The sequence below is a fragment of the Coprococcus sp. AF21-14LB genome (assembly GCF_003458885.1).
Lineage (GTDB): Bacteria > Bacillota > Clostridia > Lachnospirales > Lachnospiraceae > UBA9414.
In genome coordinates, this window is record NZ_QRVX01000021.1 from 1 (window position 1) to 20,006 (window position 20,006).

The window sequence follows — 20,006 nt, forward strand, 5'->3', positions numbered from 1 at the left end:
GGGAAGGAATAAATTACTATATTTCGAAACAACGACAAAAATCGCTATACCCCAGTAAACATGAGGGATACAGCGATTTTTTCTTTTTCTAACTGTCAAAGATGGGATTATATATTCTGCAGTGATTTTTTGCAACTGTTATGACACATTTCATCAAATCATTCTGTTTTTAAGCATGTTATGAGCAGGATGTAATCTGCTTTAAAATTTCTAAAGACTTAAATTCCCGGCCAATATAATGCTCCATATAACGTGTCACGATTTTGCGAAGTTTACTAAGAACTTCTTCGTTGACAATAAAGTTGTACATCCGTTCCGGAGGCGCTCCGACAATATATTGAAGCGTATATAATGTAGAATTATCAAGCCCAACTCCATATCGGTCTTGCTCTCTGCAGTTTTTGCAGAGCAGCCCGCCTTTTTTTACTGAAAACACTGCCAGATTCTCTTTCTCGCCACATTCTGCACATTGAAAGACTTCCGGTCCTTCTCCATTGATCGTAATGCTTTTTAGCTCAAATATGTAACGGATCAGTTCTTTCGGAATTTTGGGACTTGTCAGCGCCCGCATTGTCTGATAAAGCAGTTTCAGCATATCTGTCTCATCATTTCCTTCTCTTGTATAGTAACCTGCCAGATCAAGAAAGTAGAAACCATAATATGCTCCTTCCACATCTGTACGCAATTCAGAAAAATAATTGGAGATATCTGCCTGCATCATATTATAGGAATTCTTTCCTTCATAGAGAAGAAATGTTCCGAAGGCGAACGGATTGACTGCCGTCAAAAGAGAGCTTCCTGTCTTTCGTGCTCCTTTCGCAAAGGCAGCAATCTTTCCCCGTTCTTTTGTCAGAAGTACGATTCTTCTGTCATATTCCCCGATTGGCGCTGCTGAAAGCACCATCCCTGTCACGGTTATCGTTTCTCTCACGTTTTTCGACTCCTGCCTGTTTGATATTGTTTTCGTTCCGGCCCGCAGAAACTACTGTCTCTGATTTGTTTTTATAGCACAAGTAATCTTCTATCCGTCCGGTATGCATAAATTCATTCCAATAATCCGATTTCATCCTGACGCACCTTCTTATATTTTTATTTCCGCCTCCAATTCAGTTCTTCTTATTCCTTTGCTGCTTTGGCGGTATAAGAGTATCGTCTCCGATTCTTCCTCGAACTATACTGTATATTTATTCCTCTTCTTCCCGATATCCGAAATTCTTCATCAGAAATTCACTGTCTCTCCAGTCTTTTTTCACTTTTACCCAGAGCTGCAGATTCACTTTACAATCCAGAAGCTGTTCAATCTCATATCTTGCGCGGCTGCCAATCTTCTTCAGCATAGCGCCCTGTTTCCCGATGATAATCCCTTTGTGGGAATCTCTCTCACAGATAATTGTCGCATCAATATCCATAATATTTTTTCTGGCTTTCATGCGGTCAATACAAACAGCAATCCCATGCGGAATCTCTTCATTGAGACAATGGAGCGCTTTTTCCCGGATAAGTTCTGCCACGATCTGCCGTTCCGGCTGATCTGTCACAGTATCTTCGTCATAAAACTGAGGGCCATATGGAAGATACTGAAAAATCGTCTTTACAAGCTCCTCTGTATTGTCCCCGTTTCTTGCTGACACCGGAACAATCTCTGCAAAATCACAGATATGACGATAGGCTTCAATAACCGGAAGGATTTCTTCTTTCTTTACCATATCTACTTTATTGATAATAAGTATGACAGGTGTCTTTGTTCTGCGAAGCTGATCTGCAATATGCTTTTCTCCTACTCCGATAAACGTAGTCGGCTCTACGAGCCAGAGCACTACATCGACTTCATTCAATGTGCGCTCTGCCACATTTACCATATATTCTCCCAATTTATTTTTGGCTTTATGAATTCCCGGTGTATCGACAAATACAATCTGTCCTGCCTCCGTTGTAAGTACCGTCTGAATCCGGTTTCTTGTTGTCTGAGGCTTCTTCGATGTGATTGCAATCTTCTGTCCGATCAGATAATTCATTAGTGTAGATTTTCCCACATTCGGTCTTCCGATCAGCGTTACAAATCCTGATTTAAAGTTTGCTTCCATAGTTCCTCCATTAATTTAATTCTTTTGTTTCCATAAAGAGATCCTGCGCACCTGCAATCTTCTCCTCGCCGCCGATCACACAGATATTTTTCTGGGAAACGACTGCCTCCACAATGTCTGCAAGCTTTCGGATATCTTCCTGTGTCGCCTCAAGAATCTGTTGACGCTCTTTCTGAATCATCTCTGCAGTAACATGATTGAGATACAGATTCATCGAGCGGCTTCCTTTGATTGCCGGTGTCATCGGCTGATCGATATTGCTGATCGTTCCAATAATATATTTCGTCATATCTCTTTCATCAATATCAAACCGGCGCAGATACTCTGCCACTCCCTCATATACCTCTAATGTATTTTTCAGATGCGGATCTCTGAATGACACAAGGTAACTGTCTCCGAGACGATTAAAACTGCTCATACAACCGTATGCACCGCCTTTTACGCGGATGTTCTGCCACAGATATTCGTAACTTAAGATCACTTTCAGAATCTGCAGCGCTCCTGTATATTCATATCCGGCATCAATAAAGTTGCCCGCAGTTGCCACATACTGTACCTTTGATGCGGTCTTAAATCCTTCATTCTTCTTCTCACAGACAATCTCTACCTGGTGTTTTTCCTTTCCATACTCTGTAAGCTTTTCTTCCAGCGCTTTTACAAGATCACATGCCTGTGAAAGTCCTTCCTTCGCTGCGGTATAACTTACGAGCAGGCGAGATGGGCTGAAAATTTCCTCTGCAAGATGTTTCAATGTCTTGATCAGCATTTCCTTCTTTTCATCAAAATGAGCTGCAAGATCGCAGATTAACTCATAGTATTCAATTCCGGCTGTCATATCTTTCAGTCTTGCAGTCGGAGAATGGTACGCCATAGCGCGCATTGCAGCAGAAACATGACCTGATGACTGAATCCGCATCTGAAGTCTTGATTTTGTCTGGGCAACAATCTCTTTCAGACGTTTCTCATCGTCCAGTTTTGAACGAAGCAGGATTTCCTCCATCATGCAAAATGCAACCGGCAGCTGATGATACAGTGCTTTTGCACGCATTTCAAATGTCGGCCGGAACTCTTTTTCTTTTACTTTTGTTACGTCTGTATACAGTTCCAGAGAAGTACCGATTCCTCCTGTCTGAGCATTGATCTCATTAAAAAGTTCTCCGTATTCATAGTTCTCTGTGTCAATCACACCAAGTACAGACTGCAAAATTCCTGTATATGGGAGCAGTTCCTCTTCAATTCCACTCATGTCAAAAATCAAGTTCACATAGCCGATGCCATTCGTTTCAATATCATGGAACACAACGGTCGTATTTCCGGCTTTGATCTCTTCATTATAAATCGGTGCAATCTCTCTGCTGATATCTTCTCGCTGCAGAACCGGGATCTTCTCCAGGTCTTCTTTCTCTGACGGTTCTTCCTGATAAGCTGTCAGCGCTTTTGTTTTCTGAACAAGTTCTTCTACTTCTTCTGCTGTCAGACTGTCTTTATATGCCTGCAGTTTCTCTTCCAGAACCGCTTCTGTCTTTGCTGTCAGACCTTTTTCCGGTTTTACGATTACAATAGCGCCATGCTGATTGTCAAGCAGATATTTCTGGATCAGTTCTTCGAAATATCCTGTATCTGCCTTTGCCTTCAGTGTTTCAAATGTATCAAGCGCTTCTACATGGATAAATGGCTTTGTATCGTCATACAGCCAGCTGTCAAAAATCTGAAGTCCGTACATCAGTCCCTTTGGAAAACTTCCGAAATCTGCTTCACGATAGCGGAACTCATGATAATTGATTCCAGCCTCCAACGCTTTTTTAGACAATCCATTTGCCACAATTGATTTTAAAGTATCTTCAATAACTTTCACAAATTCATCTTTCTGGCACGCATTGGCATTCTTTGCAATAATTGACATCATTGGCTGCAGCGTTCCATTTTCATAAGAGCCCATAATGTCTTTACCGATTCCTGCATCTACAAGCGCTTTCTTTAGCGGCGCTCCCGGTGCAGATAACAGTGCATAATCAAGAATCTGGAATGCCTGGTATAATTCTCTGTCCAGGCTGTCTCCGATCACTTTATTGTAAGAAAGATAGGTATTATCTTCTTCTGATTCTGCATTCGTAATCGAATAAGACATTACCTTTTCTGCCATCTGTGTAAATGGCTGCTGGAAAGAAATCTGCGAATCTACTTCCTGTACCGTAAAGGAAGACAGATAATGCTCATCCATCCAGTTCAGCCGTTCTTCCATATCCATATCTCCATAAAGATAAATATAACTGTTAGAAGGATGATAAAACTTTCTATGGAAATTTAAAAATTGTTCATAAGTCAGATCGGGGATATATTCCGGATCTCCGCCGGATTCATTTGCGTAAGTTGTATCCGGAAACAGTGTGTTCATAACTACACGGTAAAGCACATCTTCCGGTGAAGAAAACGCACCTTTCATCTCATTATATACAACCCCATTATAGGTAAGCTTATCATCGGCAGCTTCCAGTTGGTAACTCCAACCCTCCTGACGGAAAATCTCTTCATGTTCATAAATTGCCGGATAGAATACTGCATCCATATACACATGCATCAGATTCTTAAAATCTTTTTCATTGCAGCTTGCGACCGGATACACTGTCTTATCCGGATAAGTAATCGCATTTAAAAATGTATTCAAAGATCCCTTTACCAACTCTACAAAAGGATCTTTGACCGGAAATTCTCTGGAACCGCACAGTACTGTATGTTCAATAATATGAGGAACTCCTGTACTGTCCTTCGGAGGCGTACGGAATCCGATCGTAAATACTTTATTATCGTCATCATTCTTCACAAGTACCACTCTTGCTCCGCTTTTCTTATGACGCAGAAGATATCCTTCTGACTTCAGTCCCTCCAGTGTTTCTTTCTGGATTAATTCATATGCCGGTACATTATTCAAATTCATCATGTCACACTCCTGTTCTGTTTATTTTTCTGTATCTATATCTTTTCCAGAATCTGCATTTTCAACACAGTATAGTATAACATGAGTACATTAAAAAAGAAAGAGCGTCAAAAGACGCCCTTTCTAAAATATTTTCAAAAATTCCGCAGAATCTTATTCTGTTTTTCCGTACAGAGCAACAAGTTTGCTGAGGTATTCGTATCTCTCTTTTGCTTCCTGCTCGTTCTTAGCAAATAATACTTTTGCTTTTTCCGGATTCTGTCTTACAAGTGAATTGTAACGAACTTCACCATTTAAGAATTCCTGATAATCTCCTGTAGGAGCTTTGCTGTCAAGAGTGAACTTGTTCTCTGCAGCCGGATTGAATCTGAAGTTATTCCAGTATCCACATTCTACTGCTAACTGTTCCTCTGTCTGAGCTTTGCTCATACCTTTCTTAATACCATGGTTGATACATGGAGCATAAGCGATGATCAGTGATGGTCCCGGATATGCCTCTGCCTCTGCGATTGCTTTCACTGTCTGGTTGAAGTCAGCACCCATAGCGATCTGTGCTACATATACATAACCGTAGCTCATTGCGATACTTGCAAGGTCTTTCTTCTTCACTTCTTTACCGCCAGCTGCAAACTGAGCGATTGCACCAGTCTTAGTAGCTTTAGAAGACTGTCCACCTGTGTTAGAGTAAACCTCTGTATCAAATACCATGATGTTGATGTCTTTACCACTTGCTAATACATGGTCAACACCGCCGAATCCGATGTCGTAAGCCCATCCGTCACCACCGAAGATCCACTGAGATTTCTTAGCAAGGAAGTCTTTATTCTCAAGAAGTTCTTTCTTAGCTTCACAGTCACAATCACATGCTTCCAGAGCTGCTACTAAGTTATCTGTAGCTGTTCCGTTTGTAGCGCCGCATCCAAATGTTTCAAGATATTCTTTTGCTGCTGCAACAACTGCTTCATTCTTAGCATTTTCTGCAAGGTATTCCACTTTTGCTTTTAAGCCGTCGCGGATTGCATTCTGAGCAAGTAACATACCATAACCAAACTCAGCGTTATCTTCGAACAGAGAGTTAGACCAAGCCGGTCCTTTTCCTTCCGGTGTTACTGTGTATGGTGTAGATGGTGAAGAGTTACCCCAGATAGAAGAACATCCTGTTGCGTTAGCGATGTACATTCTGTCACCGAATAACTGTGTGATTAATTTTGCGTAAGGTGTTTCACCACAACCTGCACAAGCTCCTGAGAACTCAAGAAGAGGCTGTTTGAACTGGCTGCCCTTAACTGTTGTTTCTTTGAATTTAGCAACAACTTCTGGTTTAACCGGAATCTCACGTCCGAAATCAAAGTATTTCTGAGTTCCGACATTTGCTTCCATGTTCTCCATAACAAGAGCTTTTTCACCCTTCTTACCTGGACATACGTTAGCACAAGATCCACATCCTGTACAGTCAAGAGCTGATACAGTCATTGTGAATTTCAGTCCTGGCATACCGATCATATCAAGTGTTTCGATACCTTCCGGTGCGTTAGCAGCTTCTTCTTCTGTAAGAGCTACCGGACGGATAACTGCGTGCGGACATACATATGCACAGCGGTTACACTGGATACAGTTTTCTGCTTTCCATACTGGAATATTTACTGCAATACCACGTTTCTCAAATGCAGACGTTCCTGATGGTGTAGAACCATCAACATATTCTGTAAATGCAGATACTGGTAAAGAGTTACCTTCCTGAGCATTTACTTTAGACTGAATATTTTTAACGAAGTTTACAGCATCTTCTCTTCCGCCTTTAACTTCTGGTGTGAATAATCCTTCATCTTCAGCATCTTTCCAGCTTTCCGGAACTGTAACTTCTACAACCTGTTTTGCACCGGCTTCGATAGCTGCCCAGTTCTTCTGAACGATATCATCACCTTTTCTTCCGTAAGTTGCTTTTGCAGCAGCTTTCATTAATTCGATTGCCTGCTCTTCCGGAATAATATCAGCCAGTTTGAAGAATGCAGACTGAAGAATTGTGTTGATACGTGTAGGTCCCATACCTGTCTCGATACCGATCTTAACACCATCGATTACATAGAATTTGATGTTATGGTTAGCGATGAATGCTTTTACCTGTCCTGGTAAATGTTTCTCAAGTCCTTCTGCATCCCATGGGCAGTTCAGAAGGAATGTACCACCGTCAACTAATTCCTGAACCATGTTGTATTTGTCAATATAAGACGGATTGTGGCATGCTACAAAGTTAGCTTTCTTAATCAGGTATGTTGATTTGATCGGGCTCTTACCGAAACGTAAGTGAGACATTGTCACACCGCCTGATTTCTTAGAGTCATAATCAAAGTATGCCTGAGCATACATATCTGTATTATCACCGATAATCTTGATAGAGTTCTTGTTAGCACCAACAGTACCATCAGCGCCTAATCCCCAGAATTTACAGTTAATTGTTCCTTCCGGTGTTGTAACAAGCGGTGCACCTACTGGTAATGACAGATGTGTAACATCATCTTCGATACCGATTGTGAATTTAGCTCTGTCTTCGTTCTCGAATACTGCTACGATCTGTGCAGGTGTTGTATCTTTAGAACCTAATCCGTAACGTCCGGAGAAGATCGGAACTGCATCGAATTTTGTTCCTTTTAATGCTGCCACTACATCTAAGTATAATGGTTCGCCAAGTGCTCCCGGCTCTTTTGTTCTGTCTAATACAGAGATACGTTTTACAGAATCCGGAATCACGTCAACTAATGCCTGTGCGCAGAATGGTCTGTAAAGACGAACTTTAACAACACCGACTTTCTTGCCCTGTGCTAACAGGTAGTCAATTGTCTCATCGATTGTATCACAAGCAGATCCCATAGCAACGATAACGCTCTCAGCGTCAGCAGCACCATGGTAGTTGAATAATTTATAATCTGTACCAATTTTAGCATTGACTTTGTCCATGTATTCCTGAACGATTGCCGGAAGAGCATCGTAGTATGGGTTACATGCTTCTCTTGCCTGGAAGAAGATGTCAGGGTTCTGAGCTGAACCTCTCTGGCAAGGATGGTTAGGATTCAGGGCATGTCTGCGGAATTCAGCGATTGCGTCGAAATCTGCCATATCCTTTAAATCTTCGTAATCCCATGTCTCGATCTTCTGAATCTCATGAGATGTACGGAATCCGTCAAAGAAGTTGATAAATGGAACTTTTCCTTTGATTGCAGCAAGATGTGCAACCGGTGTTAAGTCCATAACTTCCTGTACGCTTGATTCACAAAGCATAGCGCATCCTGTCTGGCGGCATGCATAAACGTCAGAGTGATCACCAAAGATTGATAATGCATGGCTTGCAATCGCACGAGCAGATACGTTGAATACACCCGGTAACTGCTCACCAGCAACTTTGTATAAGTTAGGAATCATTAATAATAATCCCTGAGATGCTGTGTAAGTTGTTGTAAGAGCACCTGCTGCCAGTGATCCGTGTACAGTACCGGCTGCACCAGCTTCTGACTGCATCTCTGTTACCTGAACTGTACGTCCGAAAATGTTAGTTCTGCCTTGTGTTGCCCATTCATCTGTAGCTTCAGCCATAACAGATGATGGTGTAATTGGGTAAATAGCTGCGACATCTGTAAATGCATATGATGCATGAGCTGCAGCATGATTACCGTCCATGGTTTTCATTTTTCTTCCCATTGGTTTTTGTCCTCCTTTTTATCTAAACCGGACAGAGAGATCGGTCCTTCCTCAAACGCCGCCGGTTCATGTCATAACTTTATATATTGTTACATATATATCATATTATATATCCTACGTTTTTAAAAGTCCATAAAAATCTTGTTCCTTTTTACAAACAAAAGAAGATGTACATCTTTTCTGCACATCTTCTTCTCTCTGTTTATTTCCATTCTTCGATTTCTTCTAAGATCTTTTCTGTTTCCTGAAGCTCTCTTTCTTCTTCCTGTCTTCTTTTCTTTCGTTTTTTCCTTCGCTCCTGTATCTTTCGTCCTCTCACGATCAGGAACGGACATATGATTGCAGTTACACCTGCAAGCACCTGCGACACTGGCCAGCCGGTAAAAAGAAACTCCAATTGATCTGTTCTAAGTCCTTCAATAAAAAACCGTCCCACTCCGTATAAAGACAGGTATAATAAAAAGATTTCCCCTTTAAATACTCTTTTTTTATGATACCACACAAGTACGATCAAAATGATCAGACACCAGATGGATTCATACAGAAAGGTCGGATGCACCTGAATGTAAGACATGTCATCAAGCATGACAATATGTGTACGCATCTTCTCCGTAATATCAGACGCTCTGACTGCATCAATCGGAAGCTGCATCGCAAACAGCCCTTTCGTATATTCTCCAAAGGCCTCACGGTTAAAAAAGTTTCCCCAGCGTCCGATCATCTGTCCGGTTACAAGACCAATGCTGATTGTATCAAGAATCAAAGGCGCTGAAATCTTCTGCCGGCCTGCATAGACAATGATAACAATTACTGCTGCAATAATCCCGCCATAAATGGCAAGTCCTCCCTGGCGCAGATTGAAAATACTAAGTAAATGATCTTTGTAATAATCCCATGAGAAAATTACATAATAAATTCTCGCACCGATAATTCCAAAGATAATCCCATAGATTGCCAGATCAAAATAATGTTCTGTATTCTGCTTCGTCTTCTTTGCCTCGGCAACTGCCAGAATAATTCCAAGCAGCATACCGATTCCAATGATGATTCCGTAATATGCGATCTCAAATCCAAATACAGAAACAGACTTTCCCACATGCTGCAAATGGATTCCGAGCTTCGGAAAATGAATCGCATAATTCATAGTACCCCTCCTTTAACACTGCCGTCTGCTCCCATGTGATCTCTCCCCTTTGCAGCTCTTATACATTAAATCTGAACAGCATAATATCGCCGTCTTTCACGACATATTCTTTTCCTTCCAATCTTACAAGTCCCTTTTCTCTTGCAGCCGCATAAGTACCGCAGTCGATCAGATCCTGGTATGCCACTACTTCGGCACGGATAAATCCACGTTCAAAATCTGTATGGATCTTTCCGGCTGCCTGCGGCGCCTTCGTTCCATTTTTGATCGTCCATGCCCGTACTTCCGGTTCTCCTGCTGTGAGGTAACTGATTAATCCAAGTAAGTGATAGCTTGCACGGATCAGTTTCTCAAGACCGGATTCGGAAAGTCCAAGTTCCTCAAGGAACATCATTTTCTCATCATCTTCCAGCTCTGCGATTTCCTGTTCAATCTCTGCACAAACTACAAAAACCTCAAATCCTTCTCCCGCTGCATACTCTCTGACTTTTGCAACGCCAGAATTAGAAGCTCCGTCATCTGCAAGGTCATCTTCCTTTACATTCGCAGCAAAGATTACCGGTTTATAAGTCAGAAGATTATATCCGTTCAGCCATTCCTGCTCATCTTCATCATCCGTCTCAAAGCTCTTAGCAAGCCTTCCATCTTCCAGATGTGCTTTGATCCGTTCCAGAAGCGCCAGTTCCTTTGCAGCTGTCTTATCCATTCGTGCGGTCTTCGTTGTCTTTGCGATCCGACGTTCTAAAATCTCGATGTCAGAGAAAATTAATTCCAGATTAATTGTTTCAATATCACGAAGCGGATCAATATTTCCGTCCACATGGATAATATTTTCGTCCTCAAAGCAGCGCACTACATGCACGATAGCATCTACTTCACGGATATTGGCAAGGAACTGGTTCCCAAGTCCCTCTCCTTTTGAAGCTCCCTTTACAAGACCTGCAATATCAACAAATTCAATTGCTGCCGGGATGACTTTCTTTGTATGATACATCTCTGCCAGCACATCTAAACGTTTGTCCGGAACTGTTACTACTCCGACGTTCGGATCAATCGTACAGAACGGATAGTTCGCCGATTCTGCTCCTGCTTTCGTCAATGAGTTAAACAGTGTACTTTTACCTACATTCGGTAACCCTACGATACCTAATTTCATTTTTTATATTTCCTCCTATAAATCCTTTGATTTCAAGGGATTTCAGCATACTTATTTTTGCAAGTGGGCCATTTAGTGGGCCATTACATTGCCATAAGTGCTTCTGCTACCAAGTCCATTTCTTTTTTCTTTTCTTCCTCAGTAGTATGAACATATAAGTTCATTGTAATTCCAATATTCGAATGGCCCAGTAACATCTGAAGTGTTTTCGGTTTCATTCCTGCTTCAATGCATCTGGTAGCAAAAGTATGTCTCAAGATATGCATCGAAAATCTTGGAATTTTCGCTTTGTCACAGATTTTAAACAGCGCTGTATCATATGTACTGTTCTTGACCGGTGTTCCTTTTCGACACAGAAACACAAATTCTTCCCATTCTGTTGAAATTTCTGAAATCCTCTTATTCTTTTCTTTTTGTTTTTTTAGTATAACAACCGCTTCTTCTGTTAAGGGTATCGTACGGTAACCTGATTTACTCTTTGGTTCTCCGATACGCCACTCCTTTGCACTGTAACGATATTCCATACTTCTACGAATCTGAATTGTCTTGGATTCAAAATCGACATCTTCCCATTTCAATCCTACCAATTCACCTGTTCGCAATCCGGTTTGTAGTATAAAACGATATTGATTTTCATAGCTTTGATTTTCTGCGTATTGTAAAAATGTTTTTTGTATGTCTCTTGTTAAAGCAACCTTCTTCTCAGAAGCTTTCCCATATCACTTTTCACAGATTTTTTACAGGGATTGCTACACAAGACTTCATTCTCTTTTGCATACTCAAACATATTGTATAATGCAATTCTTGCCTGATAAATTGTAGATGTGCGATATCCCTGATCTACCATATCATAAAATATTTTCTGACAGTGAAGTGGTTTCACATCTGATAGTGTCATCTTCCCAATTACCGGTTTAATATTTTTAATATATCTCTCCGTATAATTGCGAACAGTATTGGAACGGACTGTTTTCTTTTTTATCCCAATCCAATAATCAAACCATTGATTGACCAGCATATCTGATGGCATTGAAATATCACTATGTTCATCCACATAAGTCGCATCTGCAATCCATGCTCTGCACTCTTGCAGCTTTTTGAATCGTTTATGTTTTCTCTTTCCAAACCGATCTACAAATCTGGCTGAGTATAATCCCGTACTTTCTTGGGATATTCCCTTGCCAAGTTCTTTGCCTTTTAAATCTTTTCCCATATTTCAGCTCCTCTCATAAGAAGCCCTAATACAGTATCTTGTATTATACCATAGCATCTTATTTTTGTGAATATTCATTTTCATCTCATCTCCTGTCATCCATCTATATTTCCACACTTTCCGAAATGAATTTTTCAAATTCTTTTCTCTTTACAAGTTTTTTCGTGCCTACGTAAAGCACAAATGGACATCTCGGTTCTTTCAAAAGACTACTTATTCTGTTTTGTCCGATATTACTGTATTCTGCTGCCTCTTCAATTGTAAGAGCAACTTTTTCACATATTGCAACATATTGTTTGTTCATAAAATCCTTTCCCTATTGTTTAACGTGTGTAGCATACACTTCTATCCGTAATACACACGATCATTCTTTGTATTCAACAACGTTTTCGCTTTTTCCATTTTCATATTTGCAATCGCTTCTCGTTTACTTGTACCTCCAACATACATTGGCGTACACATTTCTAAAATGCGGTCATAGATACGCTTTTTATCCAACATGGTCTCGCTTTTTATTTCATTCAGCGGAAGATTGGTCGTTATGATCAAAGGTCGTCCCGAACGGATCCTGCGGTCTATGACACTGAAAATAATTCCTAACGCATATTCTGAATTTCGTTCCACTCCAAGATCATCAATAATCAAAAGCTGATAGGAAGCTAATGCATTGATATATTCCGTTTTGTCTGCCAATAGAAATATATTGTCGATAATAGTATTAAAATTTGTCATCTTTACTGTTACTTCCTGCTTAAGAAGTTCATTGGCAATACACCCGGCAATAAAGCTTTTTCCAGTGCCAACCGGTCCCCAGAACAAACAGCCTATATGATTTCTTTTCATTTCATCCCAGTTCTCAACATAGTTTTTTGCTCTATGCATGACTGCATCTGACATGTCTGCATTCTCAAATGTCCACTCTTCCATTCTGCTCTCATCAAAACAGATGCTCGTATTTCTGCTGACTAATTCCCGGTGCTCTTTGTCTTTAAAATATTTTTGTTCTGCTTCATATGCTTTTCTGTCACAGGCACATTGCCTGGAATGTTTCTTCATTCCCATAAAGCCACCCTCGGGAAAAAAAGCTTCTTTCGCTTCCCCACAGACTTCGCAGTATCGCAAACCATCACTGCCTACACATACGGTATCTTCTTCTCTCATCACAAACTCTCTCCTTCCCCATAGCAATAATTTACTTCATGATATTTATTTCTTTTATATTTCTCAGTTACTTTACTAGGTGCCATATTTCCGACTCCTGCACAGCCATTTTTACAACTAGATGATGGTTGCTTTTCCGGCTCTATCACAGCCATCTTTTCAACTGCCTTATTCTCAACCGACTGTAGACCAATCTCATCAGATGGAATTTTTACATATAAATGATTGGGTTTTGAAAATCCACCGGATCTGCGAACCAATAATCCCACATCATCTAATTCCTTCAATGCTGTTTTTACAGAAGATTTGCATTTGCCGATTTGAACAGACAATTCCTCTATTGGAAATATCAGATAAACATTTCCATACTTGTCTATCCAACTATTCTTTCTCGATATTCGTGCCCGGTCATACAAAATCATATAAAGAAATTTTGCATTTTGAGAGATCGGCAGCTTTAACAAAAACTTCGGAAACTGGAAGTATTGAAGCATCTGCTCTGACTCCTTCATGTATTCATATTGCATTCTTTTTTCGCCTCGTTTCTATTTCTAATTGTTGTAAAAAACATTTTTCTGCCGGCTCAAAAATGTCCTTACACATATTCAAAAGATGAAGGGCATAAATACAGTCTCTTGATGAAAATTTTTTTATTTTTTCCTGTCAAAAATACCCTTACATAAAACGAAACGCTGAGAGGCATTTTTACAGCCCCCTGATGAAAAACTTTTTTATTTTTTCGGTTAATTGAATACTTAAAAACAAAAAACACTCACCTATTCCAGGTGAATGCCTTATCAAAATTTCATTATTTTGTTGTCTGTGACGCTTACTCAGAAACGCTTGCGTATCTGCTAAAATGTAATTGCTTGCAATTATATTTTCACGTGGGTATGGGGACGTAACCCCCATCAAGTCTGCTACTCGTAAGTAATACAAAATTGTCAAAATGACAATACTGTAATACACGGGTGGATCTTGCTCTGGTTGTAACGCATGAATTCATACAATAATAGGCCCAAATGGGTACTTTCACCATTTGAGCCTATATATTATATGTCTTTTGGATAATAGCTTAAAAAGTATCTGTCTAGACGGTATGTTTTTATCGTAGAATTGATTTTGTGGAAGGCAGTGTAGATTTATTATATTTCATCGCAGATATATTCCATTCAGTCAACATATCAACGCCTTATAGTTCATTATTTAGTCTAACCTCAAAGGTGTTGCTTGAGTCTTCATCGCAATCTTGCCCTTGGGAGCAAAATTAGGTCCCGCTATGACATCTGCAATACTCTTGATTTTTTGATCGTCGCCTTCCACTATAAGTGATAAATATTGTGTTGCTCTTGAGCATGCAACATAAAAATTTCTTTTTCCCTTTTCATCATTGAAACTAGATTCATCGATATCAACAATAATAATAACTCGGCTCTCTAAACCTTTAAATTTTTTTGCTGTAGTAAACAAAATTGATGAATTACTTTTCTCTCTTGTGATAGGAATACCCGATATCTTTGAAATATTATTCATAATAGATTCCGATTCGGTCTTCAATGTAAGAATAACTATATCGCTATAATCATAGCCATATTTATCACCTGTCAGCATTCTCAAAAGCTTAACTAATTTACCCATTGGATCCCCCTTGACAAAGGCAAGGCTGGTCTTTTCACCATTCATCATTTGTATCTTCTGGTTAAGCTCAACATCAATTACGTTATAGGCTGTTAACGCTATCTCATAAGTATTTCTGCAGTTTTTTGTCAACAACAGTCTACATTCTGATTTTTCCACCCACTCAGGTACATTTTCTGTCTGAACGACCTGATTTTTATCAAAGAATGCCAAAAATCTACCATCTTTTAATTCAGCATACTCTTTAAAATATACAATCTCTCTATCATGAAAATCTTGCGCTTCATCAATAATAACATCATCAAAATCTAAATCATCCCAACTAATACGTTCAAGAATTTCCGCACGTTTGCTCGCATCTGATAAATCTTCAGTATTATTACTATATACTGAAATTAGCGAATGAATATTGTAGTATGTAACGTTCGTATATGGGTACTTCTTTTTTAAATCAACATACAAGAACTTATTAAAACAAAGGAACAACACTTTTCGTCCTTCCTCTCCAAAATTTTTAGCTGCTTCTTTTGCAATCAAGGTTTTACCTGTTCCAGCAACCCCCTGTATGGTAGCAAAACGTTGTTCAGAAATATAATCTAAAAGTCCGGTCTGTTCCTGCGTCAATTTCAAAAACGCGTGATCCAACTCATCTTTTTTTACTGCAGGTGCAGTTATTAATTCAAAATCAGAAGCAATCGCTTCAAGAATTTTATTGAATTCATCATCTGTAATATCAACTTTCTCCCTTGAACCATAAAAATCGAAAATATCATATATTGCCTGTGCTCCCTTATCAAAACTACTAAGATCAAGTACAGCTTGTTCAGCCTCTCTGTATGCAAGCGGAAACTTCTTCATTTTCTCACCAATTTTGCATCCTGGGAACCACACAGCAACTTCAACCGGAAATCTATCGTCCAATGCCATTCTTGTTTCAGTTGCCTTGGTTATTTTTTCAAATACGCGCCTATAGTGGTATGCCCCATCAATAGCTTGTGATAAAGGATCCTTTTTCTTTTTAGGATCTAAAACAGATACTTCCTCAGTCTGGGTATTAATCTGATGAAATACCGTTCCTGTATACTCGATGTCTCCTCCTTTAATCTCTAAAACAAGAGCACCCAAATTTCTATTAATAATCAAAAAATCATTTTCTTTCCATGTAGCAGCCCATTTTTTTGTTTTCTTTAGCCACTGAACAGAGTGAAAGATATAAAAATTCTTTCCCAATTTTTCTAGTGCTTCATATACTTTAAGTTCTGCAAATGGTACCTCCGATAAATCTTCTTTTATAGGATATATATTTGCCACTATTTAAGCACCTCACTTATCTCTTCCATATCTACCTCATAAATTCTGTATGCAATCCAACCTTTCTTTTTGAATCCTGATAGAATATGATCAGCTGTATCCTGTTGACATATCAATACATTCTTTGAAGGCCAAGACATAAGGATATTGTTTCCCCAGTCAGACTTCTTCAGAACTGTACTTAAATATTCTGGAATCGTAACTCCAAGTTCAGCTATCTTATCTACAATAATATGATCGTTTTCATCAAAAAATAAATTCAAATCCATCCATTTCTTATACTGATGAGTAGGATACGATTTTTCTTTATCAATCGCTTTTGACATTTCAACATTGCTTACTGGTTCAACCACTGTTTCTGACTCACAAAGAACATCATATCCTAGAAAATAATCTTCAATATAATCCCATCTTTCTTTGTCTGTATTCAATCCATTGAAAAATTTCAAAAGAACACTAATATCTCGATCATGTTTCTGCTTGGCTCTATTAACATAGTTATTAGAGTAATAGGTATTTCCGAGCACTATATTCTTAACCTTCTGAGGATCATTCAAACGAATAAATATTTCCGGTTCCTCTCCACCAAGAATTTCGTAAGAAATATAATCAAAAATCGAAAGCAATTTAAGCGCGATATTTGACCACTCATCATTTGCAATACTCATGTAACTTGAATAACTTGATTCACTACTCTTAGTAATCTTGTTTACAATAAGTGATTTTATAATTGCCTTACGCATATATTCTTTAAAATTACCATTTGAAAGCAAGTAGTAATTCTTTGCTGAGCTATCATTACTTCTTCTTTTAACACATGTCATATTAGGGTCTACTAAATCAAATAATGAATTAGCAATAATCCTAGCCTGAGTCATTCCATATTTTTCTTTAATAACTCTTGTAAAATCGTCAGTTGTAAAATAGTTCTTTCCAAATTCCGAATATAAGATGTTACCAATATATTCAAAATCAGCAAGAATTTTCTCTCTTATTTCATTCAAAAGCAGATCTCCGCGAGCTTCGATATTTACTTTCTGTCTTGGTGAAAAATACTTTCTGATGGAAGGCATAATGGCAATCTTATCTTTTGAAGTTGACGAATCATTAAAATACCAATATTTAAATTGCGGGAATGAAATATTACCATGAAATTGCTCCCACACCTGTTTTAAGTCTAATGTATAGACATCTCCAGTATCGCTCAATAAAGAACCATCTGGTTGTCTCTCCTGGTATCTACCTCTAGCTAAGAACCTAAAACACTTTCCGTATTCCGAATTCAAAACTAATGACTCATTTTCTTTATCAATAACAACATACGCTTTTGTAAACACGCTCTGCGGTCTTGAGATAATAACCTTAAAGTTATATTTATCATAAAAATCCTTCTCTAACATTAATAAGCACGTCTTAAGTTTATTAATGCATTGCCCCTCATCCTTTACACCTTTTCCATTAAAAATATATGTAAATGATTGCGGCGATATCAGGAAACTTCTTGCACCTTTCTTACTCTTATAAACATCGTAAATACCTTCAAGAACCTTCTTTATCTGGTACTGTCTTATCCGAGACATTCCAAATAATTTATTCATGTAGGTCATATCATTGTAAAAGAAATCTGTTATTGCAACACCTGTCATTTCAGGCTTTCTTGCTACTCTACCAATTTCCTGAATGTAATCACACAAATTGCCAGAAACAGCATAATGATATACATTCTGTACATCATCTATGTCAACACCCATTCCAAATGCCTTTGTGGCATACATAATTGGCTGCTCACCAGTTCTGAATTTTTCAAAAGTTTCTCTCTTCTTTTCATTAAACGTCTCTGTGCTCAGTTCATCTACATTCTTTCCTGTAAACACACCGATTCTTGGATCTGTTTTTATTCCAGCAAAACCTCGCACTCCTCTTGATGCATCAAAAGCATTCTGAGCGTAAGGAAAATAAACAATAGTTTTTTCTTTTTCTGCAAGCCATTTCACAATACGAGAAGACATTGCTTCTGTTTTCTTAGACTCATAAACTGTCTGTGGAAGTTTACGAGTTTCACACATCTTTACATCAAACTTAATATCCTCTCTTCTTACATAGCCAATAAATTTTACCGGGTTCTCCATATACAGACTAATAACCGTATCACTTACTGAATCATCAACACCACCATTAATGGCGGTCGCAGTAAATGCACAAATTGGAAAGTCATAAGTTTTTCTCATTTTACCTGCCGTAGTCTGAATCTGATTTCTTAATCTATTAATATATCCTCCAAGATACCAATAATCTGGTCTGAAACCCATACCCCAAGTAGTTACAATGTGAGCCTCATCAATAATCAATAACCCAATTTCTCTATCACCAATGATAGTCTCAATAGAATACGAAAGTAAAGTTTCTGGACTCAAATAAAGAAGATCAACTTCACCAGCTTTTATACGATTAAGTACAGCTTCCTTTTCAACTTGAGAAATCAGATCAGAGTTGAAAGTCTCCACTCTTGTATAACCGTTCTTTATCAACTTTTCTTTTTGATCCTGCATTAATGCTTTTACTGGTTCTATAATAATTGTTAACTTTTGATAATGCTTCGCCAAATAAATAGCAGGAATCTGAAACATAACTGATTTACCTGCACCAGTAGATGCGGTTATAAAAATATCCCTAAAAGAATGTCCCTTTTCTGTGTTATATGAATTCTCAGCCTGATGAATGATCTCTTGGATTAACGTTGACTGTGATATTTCAACAATCTCTTTATCAATATCTGGATTTTTATAAAACTTAATTGATCTAAAGCCTGTAAAATTTGCTATATGAACATCATTCCTAGCGATATCGATAAGTTCCTGTTCCATTTGTGCATCATCTTCAAGATACTCATGAAATTTTACTAATCGAATGTTATTGGCCACGCAATATGCCTGCAAAGACAATACAATTCTCTTTGATACCAATCCTTCTGTCATTTTTAATCCAATAACAGAAGGTTTTAACTCAATAATACGTGCCAAATCTCTAAGATACGTATCTACATCTTCATTAACGAATATGTCAATATCTGATTTTACCTGTGCATCTTCAATAACGATTTGATTTAAATAATATGGTTTAGAAACTATAGCATCATTTTTTTCATATTCATAGTTATAAAAACTTCCATAATACATCCCATCAACATTAACCAGAGTGTTATAAATAGTTAAATATCTCTGGCACTCCTTGCTACAATCATCCGTCGAATCAGAATTAAGATTTTTTTCAATCTCATCAATAAGATCGGTAGTTAATTCAAACGGCAACGGATAATAATCTGGATATAAATTATTGGTAAATATAATAAGCTCTAATCCATCCTCTTCAATTGCATCATCCACCCTGTTTTTTATCAAAGTATATTCTGAATATGTAACCCATACTTCATCACTTTCCTCTAAAGAAATTAATGCCATATCCAATTGTTTTCTTGTTTTCTTATCGAATTCCAAAACATTAAGTTTAGTTGCTATAGTTCCATCCACTAATGGTTCTTCTTTAACCATTGATAGGAATTCTTCATTAAATCCTTTGTACACTACAAGTTTCATAGACTGTCCTCCATTTCCTTGCGTTATAAAACATCTAAAATACTTTTTATCTTTCTCGTAGTCCTAAGTAGATCTATT

The 20,006-nt window shown here is 38.4% G+C and carries 13 protein-coding genes; all 13 read right to left on the reverse strand.

The genetic code is table 11. From position 1 onward, the window contains the following. Window positions 1-178: 178 nt before the first annotated feature. On the reverse strand, window positions 179-931 hold the full coding sequence (gene recO, locus DWX73_RS06895) for a DNA repair protein RecO (protein ID WP_278321086.1): 753 nt from the start codon (window positions 929-931) through the stop codon (window positions 179-181). A 253-nt stretch (window positions 932-1,184) separates the two neighbouring features. Next, window positions 1,185-2,084 carry a GTPase Era gene (gene era / locus DWX73_RS06900; RefSeq protein WP_118348134.1) on the reverse strand — a complete coding sequence of 300 codons (900 nt, stop codon included), beginning with the start codon at window positions 2,082-2,084 and terminating at the stop codon, window positions 1,185-1,187. A gap of 10 nt (window positions 2,085-2,094) precedes the next feature. Then, window positions 2,095-5,019, reverse strand: a complete 2,925-nt coding sequence (locus tag DWX73_RS06905) for an insulinase family protein (RefSeq protein ID WP_118348136.1) — start codon at window positions 5,017-5,019, stop codon at window positions 2,095-2,097. Between the two features lie 153 nt (window positions 5,020-5,172). After that, window positions 5,173-8,712, reverse strand: coding sequence for a pyruvate:ferredoxin (flavodoxin) oxidoreductase (gene nifJ, locus DWX73_RS06910; RefSeq protein WP_118348137.1), 3,540 nt, complete (start codon window positions 8,710-8,712; stop codon window positions 5,173-5,175). A gap of 202 nt (window positions 8,713-8,914) precedes the next feature. Beyond that, window positions 8,915-9,856, reverse strand: coding sequence for a prolipoprotein diacylglyceryl transferase (lgt, locus tag DWX73_RS06915; RefSeq protein WP_118348138.1), 942 nt, complete (start codon window positions 9,854-9,856; stop codon window positions 8,915-8,917). A 58-nt stretch (window positions 9,857-9,914) separates the two neighbouring features. Further along, on the reverse strand, window positions 9,915-11,012 hold the full coding sequence (gene ychF, locus DWX73_RS06920; RefSeq protein WP_118348139.1) for a redox-regulated ATPase YchF: 1,098 nt from the start codon (window positions 11,010-11,012) through the stop codon (window positions 9,915-9,917). 83 nt (window positions 11,013-11,095) lie between these two features. Beyond that, entirely contained in the window at window positions 11,096-11,689 is a 594-nt protein-coding gene (locus tag DWX73_RS13960) for a site-specific integrase (protein WP_242996685.1), read from the reverse strand. Between the two features lie 8 nt (window positions 11,690-11,697). Continuing rightward, window positions 11,698-12,225 carry an N-terminal phage integrase SAM-like domain-containing protein gene (locus tag DWX73_RS13965; protein ID WP_242996683.1) on the reverse strand — a complete coding sequence of 176 codons (528 nt, stop codon included), beginning with the start codon at window positions 12,223-12,225 and terminating at the stop codon, window positions 11,698-11,700. A 103-nt stretch (window positions 12,226-12,328) separates the two neighbouring features. After that, window positions 12,329-12,529: an excisionase gene (locus DWX73_RS06930; RefSeq protein WP_004844455.1), complete on the reverse strand. Its 201-nt coding sequence runs from the start codon at window positions 12,527-12,529 to the stop codon at window positions 12,329-12,331. Between the two features lie 41 nt (window positions 12,530-12,570). Next, a complete protein-coding gene (locus DWX73_RS06935) occupies window positions 12,571-13,386 on the reverse strand; it encodes an ATP-binding protein (RefSeq protein ID WP_118348140.1) in 816 nt (271 codons plus the stop codon). Beyond that, window positions 13,386-13,913, reverse strand: coding sequence for a replication initiator protein A (locus tag DWX73_RS06940; protein WP_118348141.1), 528 nt, complete (start codon window positions 13,911-13,913; stop codon window positions 13,386-13,388). The genes DWX73_RS06935 and DWX73_RS06940 overlap by 1 nt, the downstream gene beginning before the upstream one ends. A gap of 679 nt (window positions 13,914-14,592) precedes the next feature. Then, a complete protein-coding gene (locus DWX73_RS06950; RefSeq protein ID WP_118348142.1) occupies window positions 14,593-16,335 on the reverse strand; it encodes an AAA family ATPase in 1,743 nt (580 codons plus the stop codon). Beyond that, entirely contained in the window at window positions 16,335-19,928 is a 3,594-nt protein-coding gene (locus tag DWX73_RS06955; protein WP_118348143.1) for a DEAD/DEAH box helicase, read from the reverse strand. Before DWX73_RS06955 ends, DWX73_RS06950 begins: the two co-directional genes overlap by 1 nt. Window positions 19,929-20,006 lie beyond the last annotated feature (78 nt).

Excerpts from the sequence above, each read along its gene's own strand:
- era (WP_118348134.1), bottom strand. The coding sequence starts at position 2,084 with ATGGAAGCAAACTTTAAATCAGGATTTGTAACGCTGATCGGAAGACCG.
- DWX73_RS06905 (WP_118348136.1), bottom strand. The coding sequence starts at position 5,019 with ATGAATTTGAATAATGTACCGGCATATGAATTAATCCAGAAAGAAACA.
- nifJ (WP_118348137.1), bottom strand. The coding sequence starts at position 8,712 with ATGGGAAGAAAAATGAAAACCATGGACGGTAATCATGCTGCAGCTCAT.
- lgt (WP_118348138.1), bottom strand. The coding sequence starts at position 9,856 with ATGAATTATGCGATTCATTTTCCGAAGCTCGGAATCCATTTGCAGCAT.
- ychF (WP_118348139.1), bottom strand. The coding sequence starts at position 11,012 with ATGAAATTAGGTATCGTAGGGTTACCGAATGTAGGTAAAAGTACACTG.
- DWX73_RS13965 (WP_242996683.1), bottom strand. The coding sequence starts at position 12,225 with ATGGGAAAAGATTTAAAAGGCAAAGAACTTGGCAAGGGAATATCCCAA.
- DWX73_RS06930 (WP_004844455.1), bottom strand. The coding sequence starts at position 12,529 with ATGAACAAACAATATGTTGCAATATGTGAAAAAGTTGCTCTTACAATT.
- DWX73_RS06935 (WP_118348140.1), bottom strand. The coding sequence starts at position 13,386 with ATGAGAGAAGAAGATACCGTATGTGTAGGCAGTGATGGTTTGCGATAC.
- DWX73_RS06940 (WP_118348141.1), bottom strand. The coding sequence starts at position 13,913 with ATGCAATATGAATACATGAAGGAGTCAGAGCAGATGCTTCAATACTTC.
- DWX73_RS06955 (WP_118348143.1), bottom strand. The coding sequence starts at position 19,928 with ATGAAACTTGTAGTGTACAAAGGATTTAATGAAGAATTCCTATCAATG.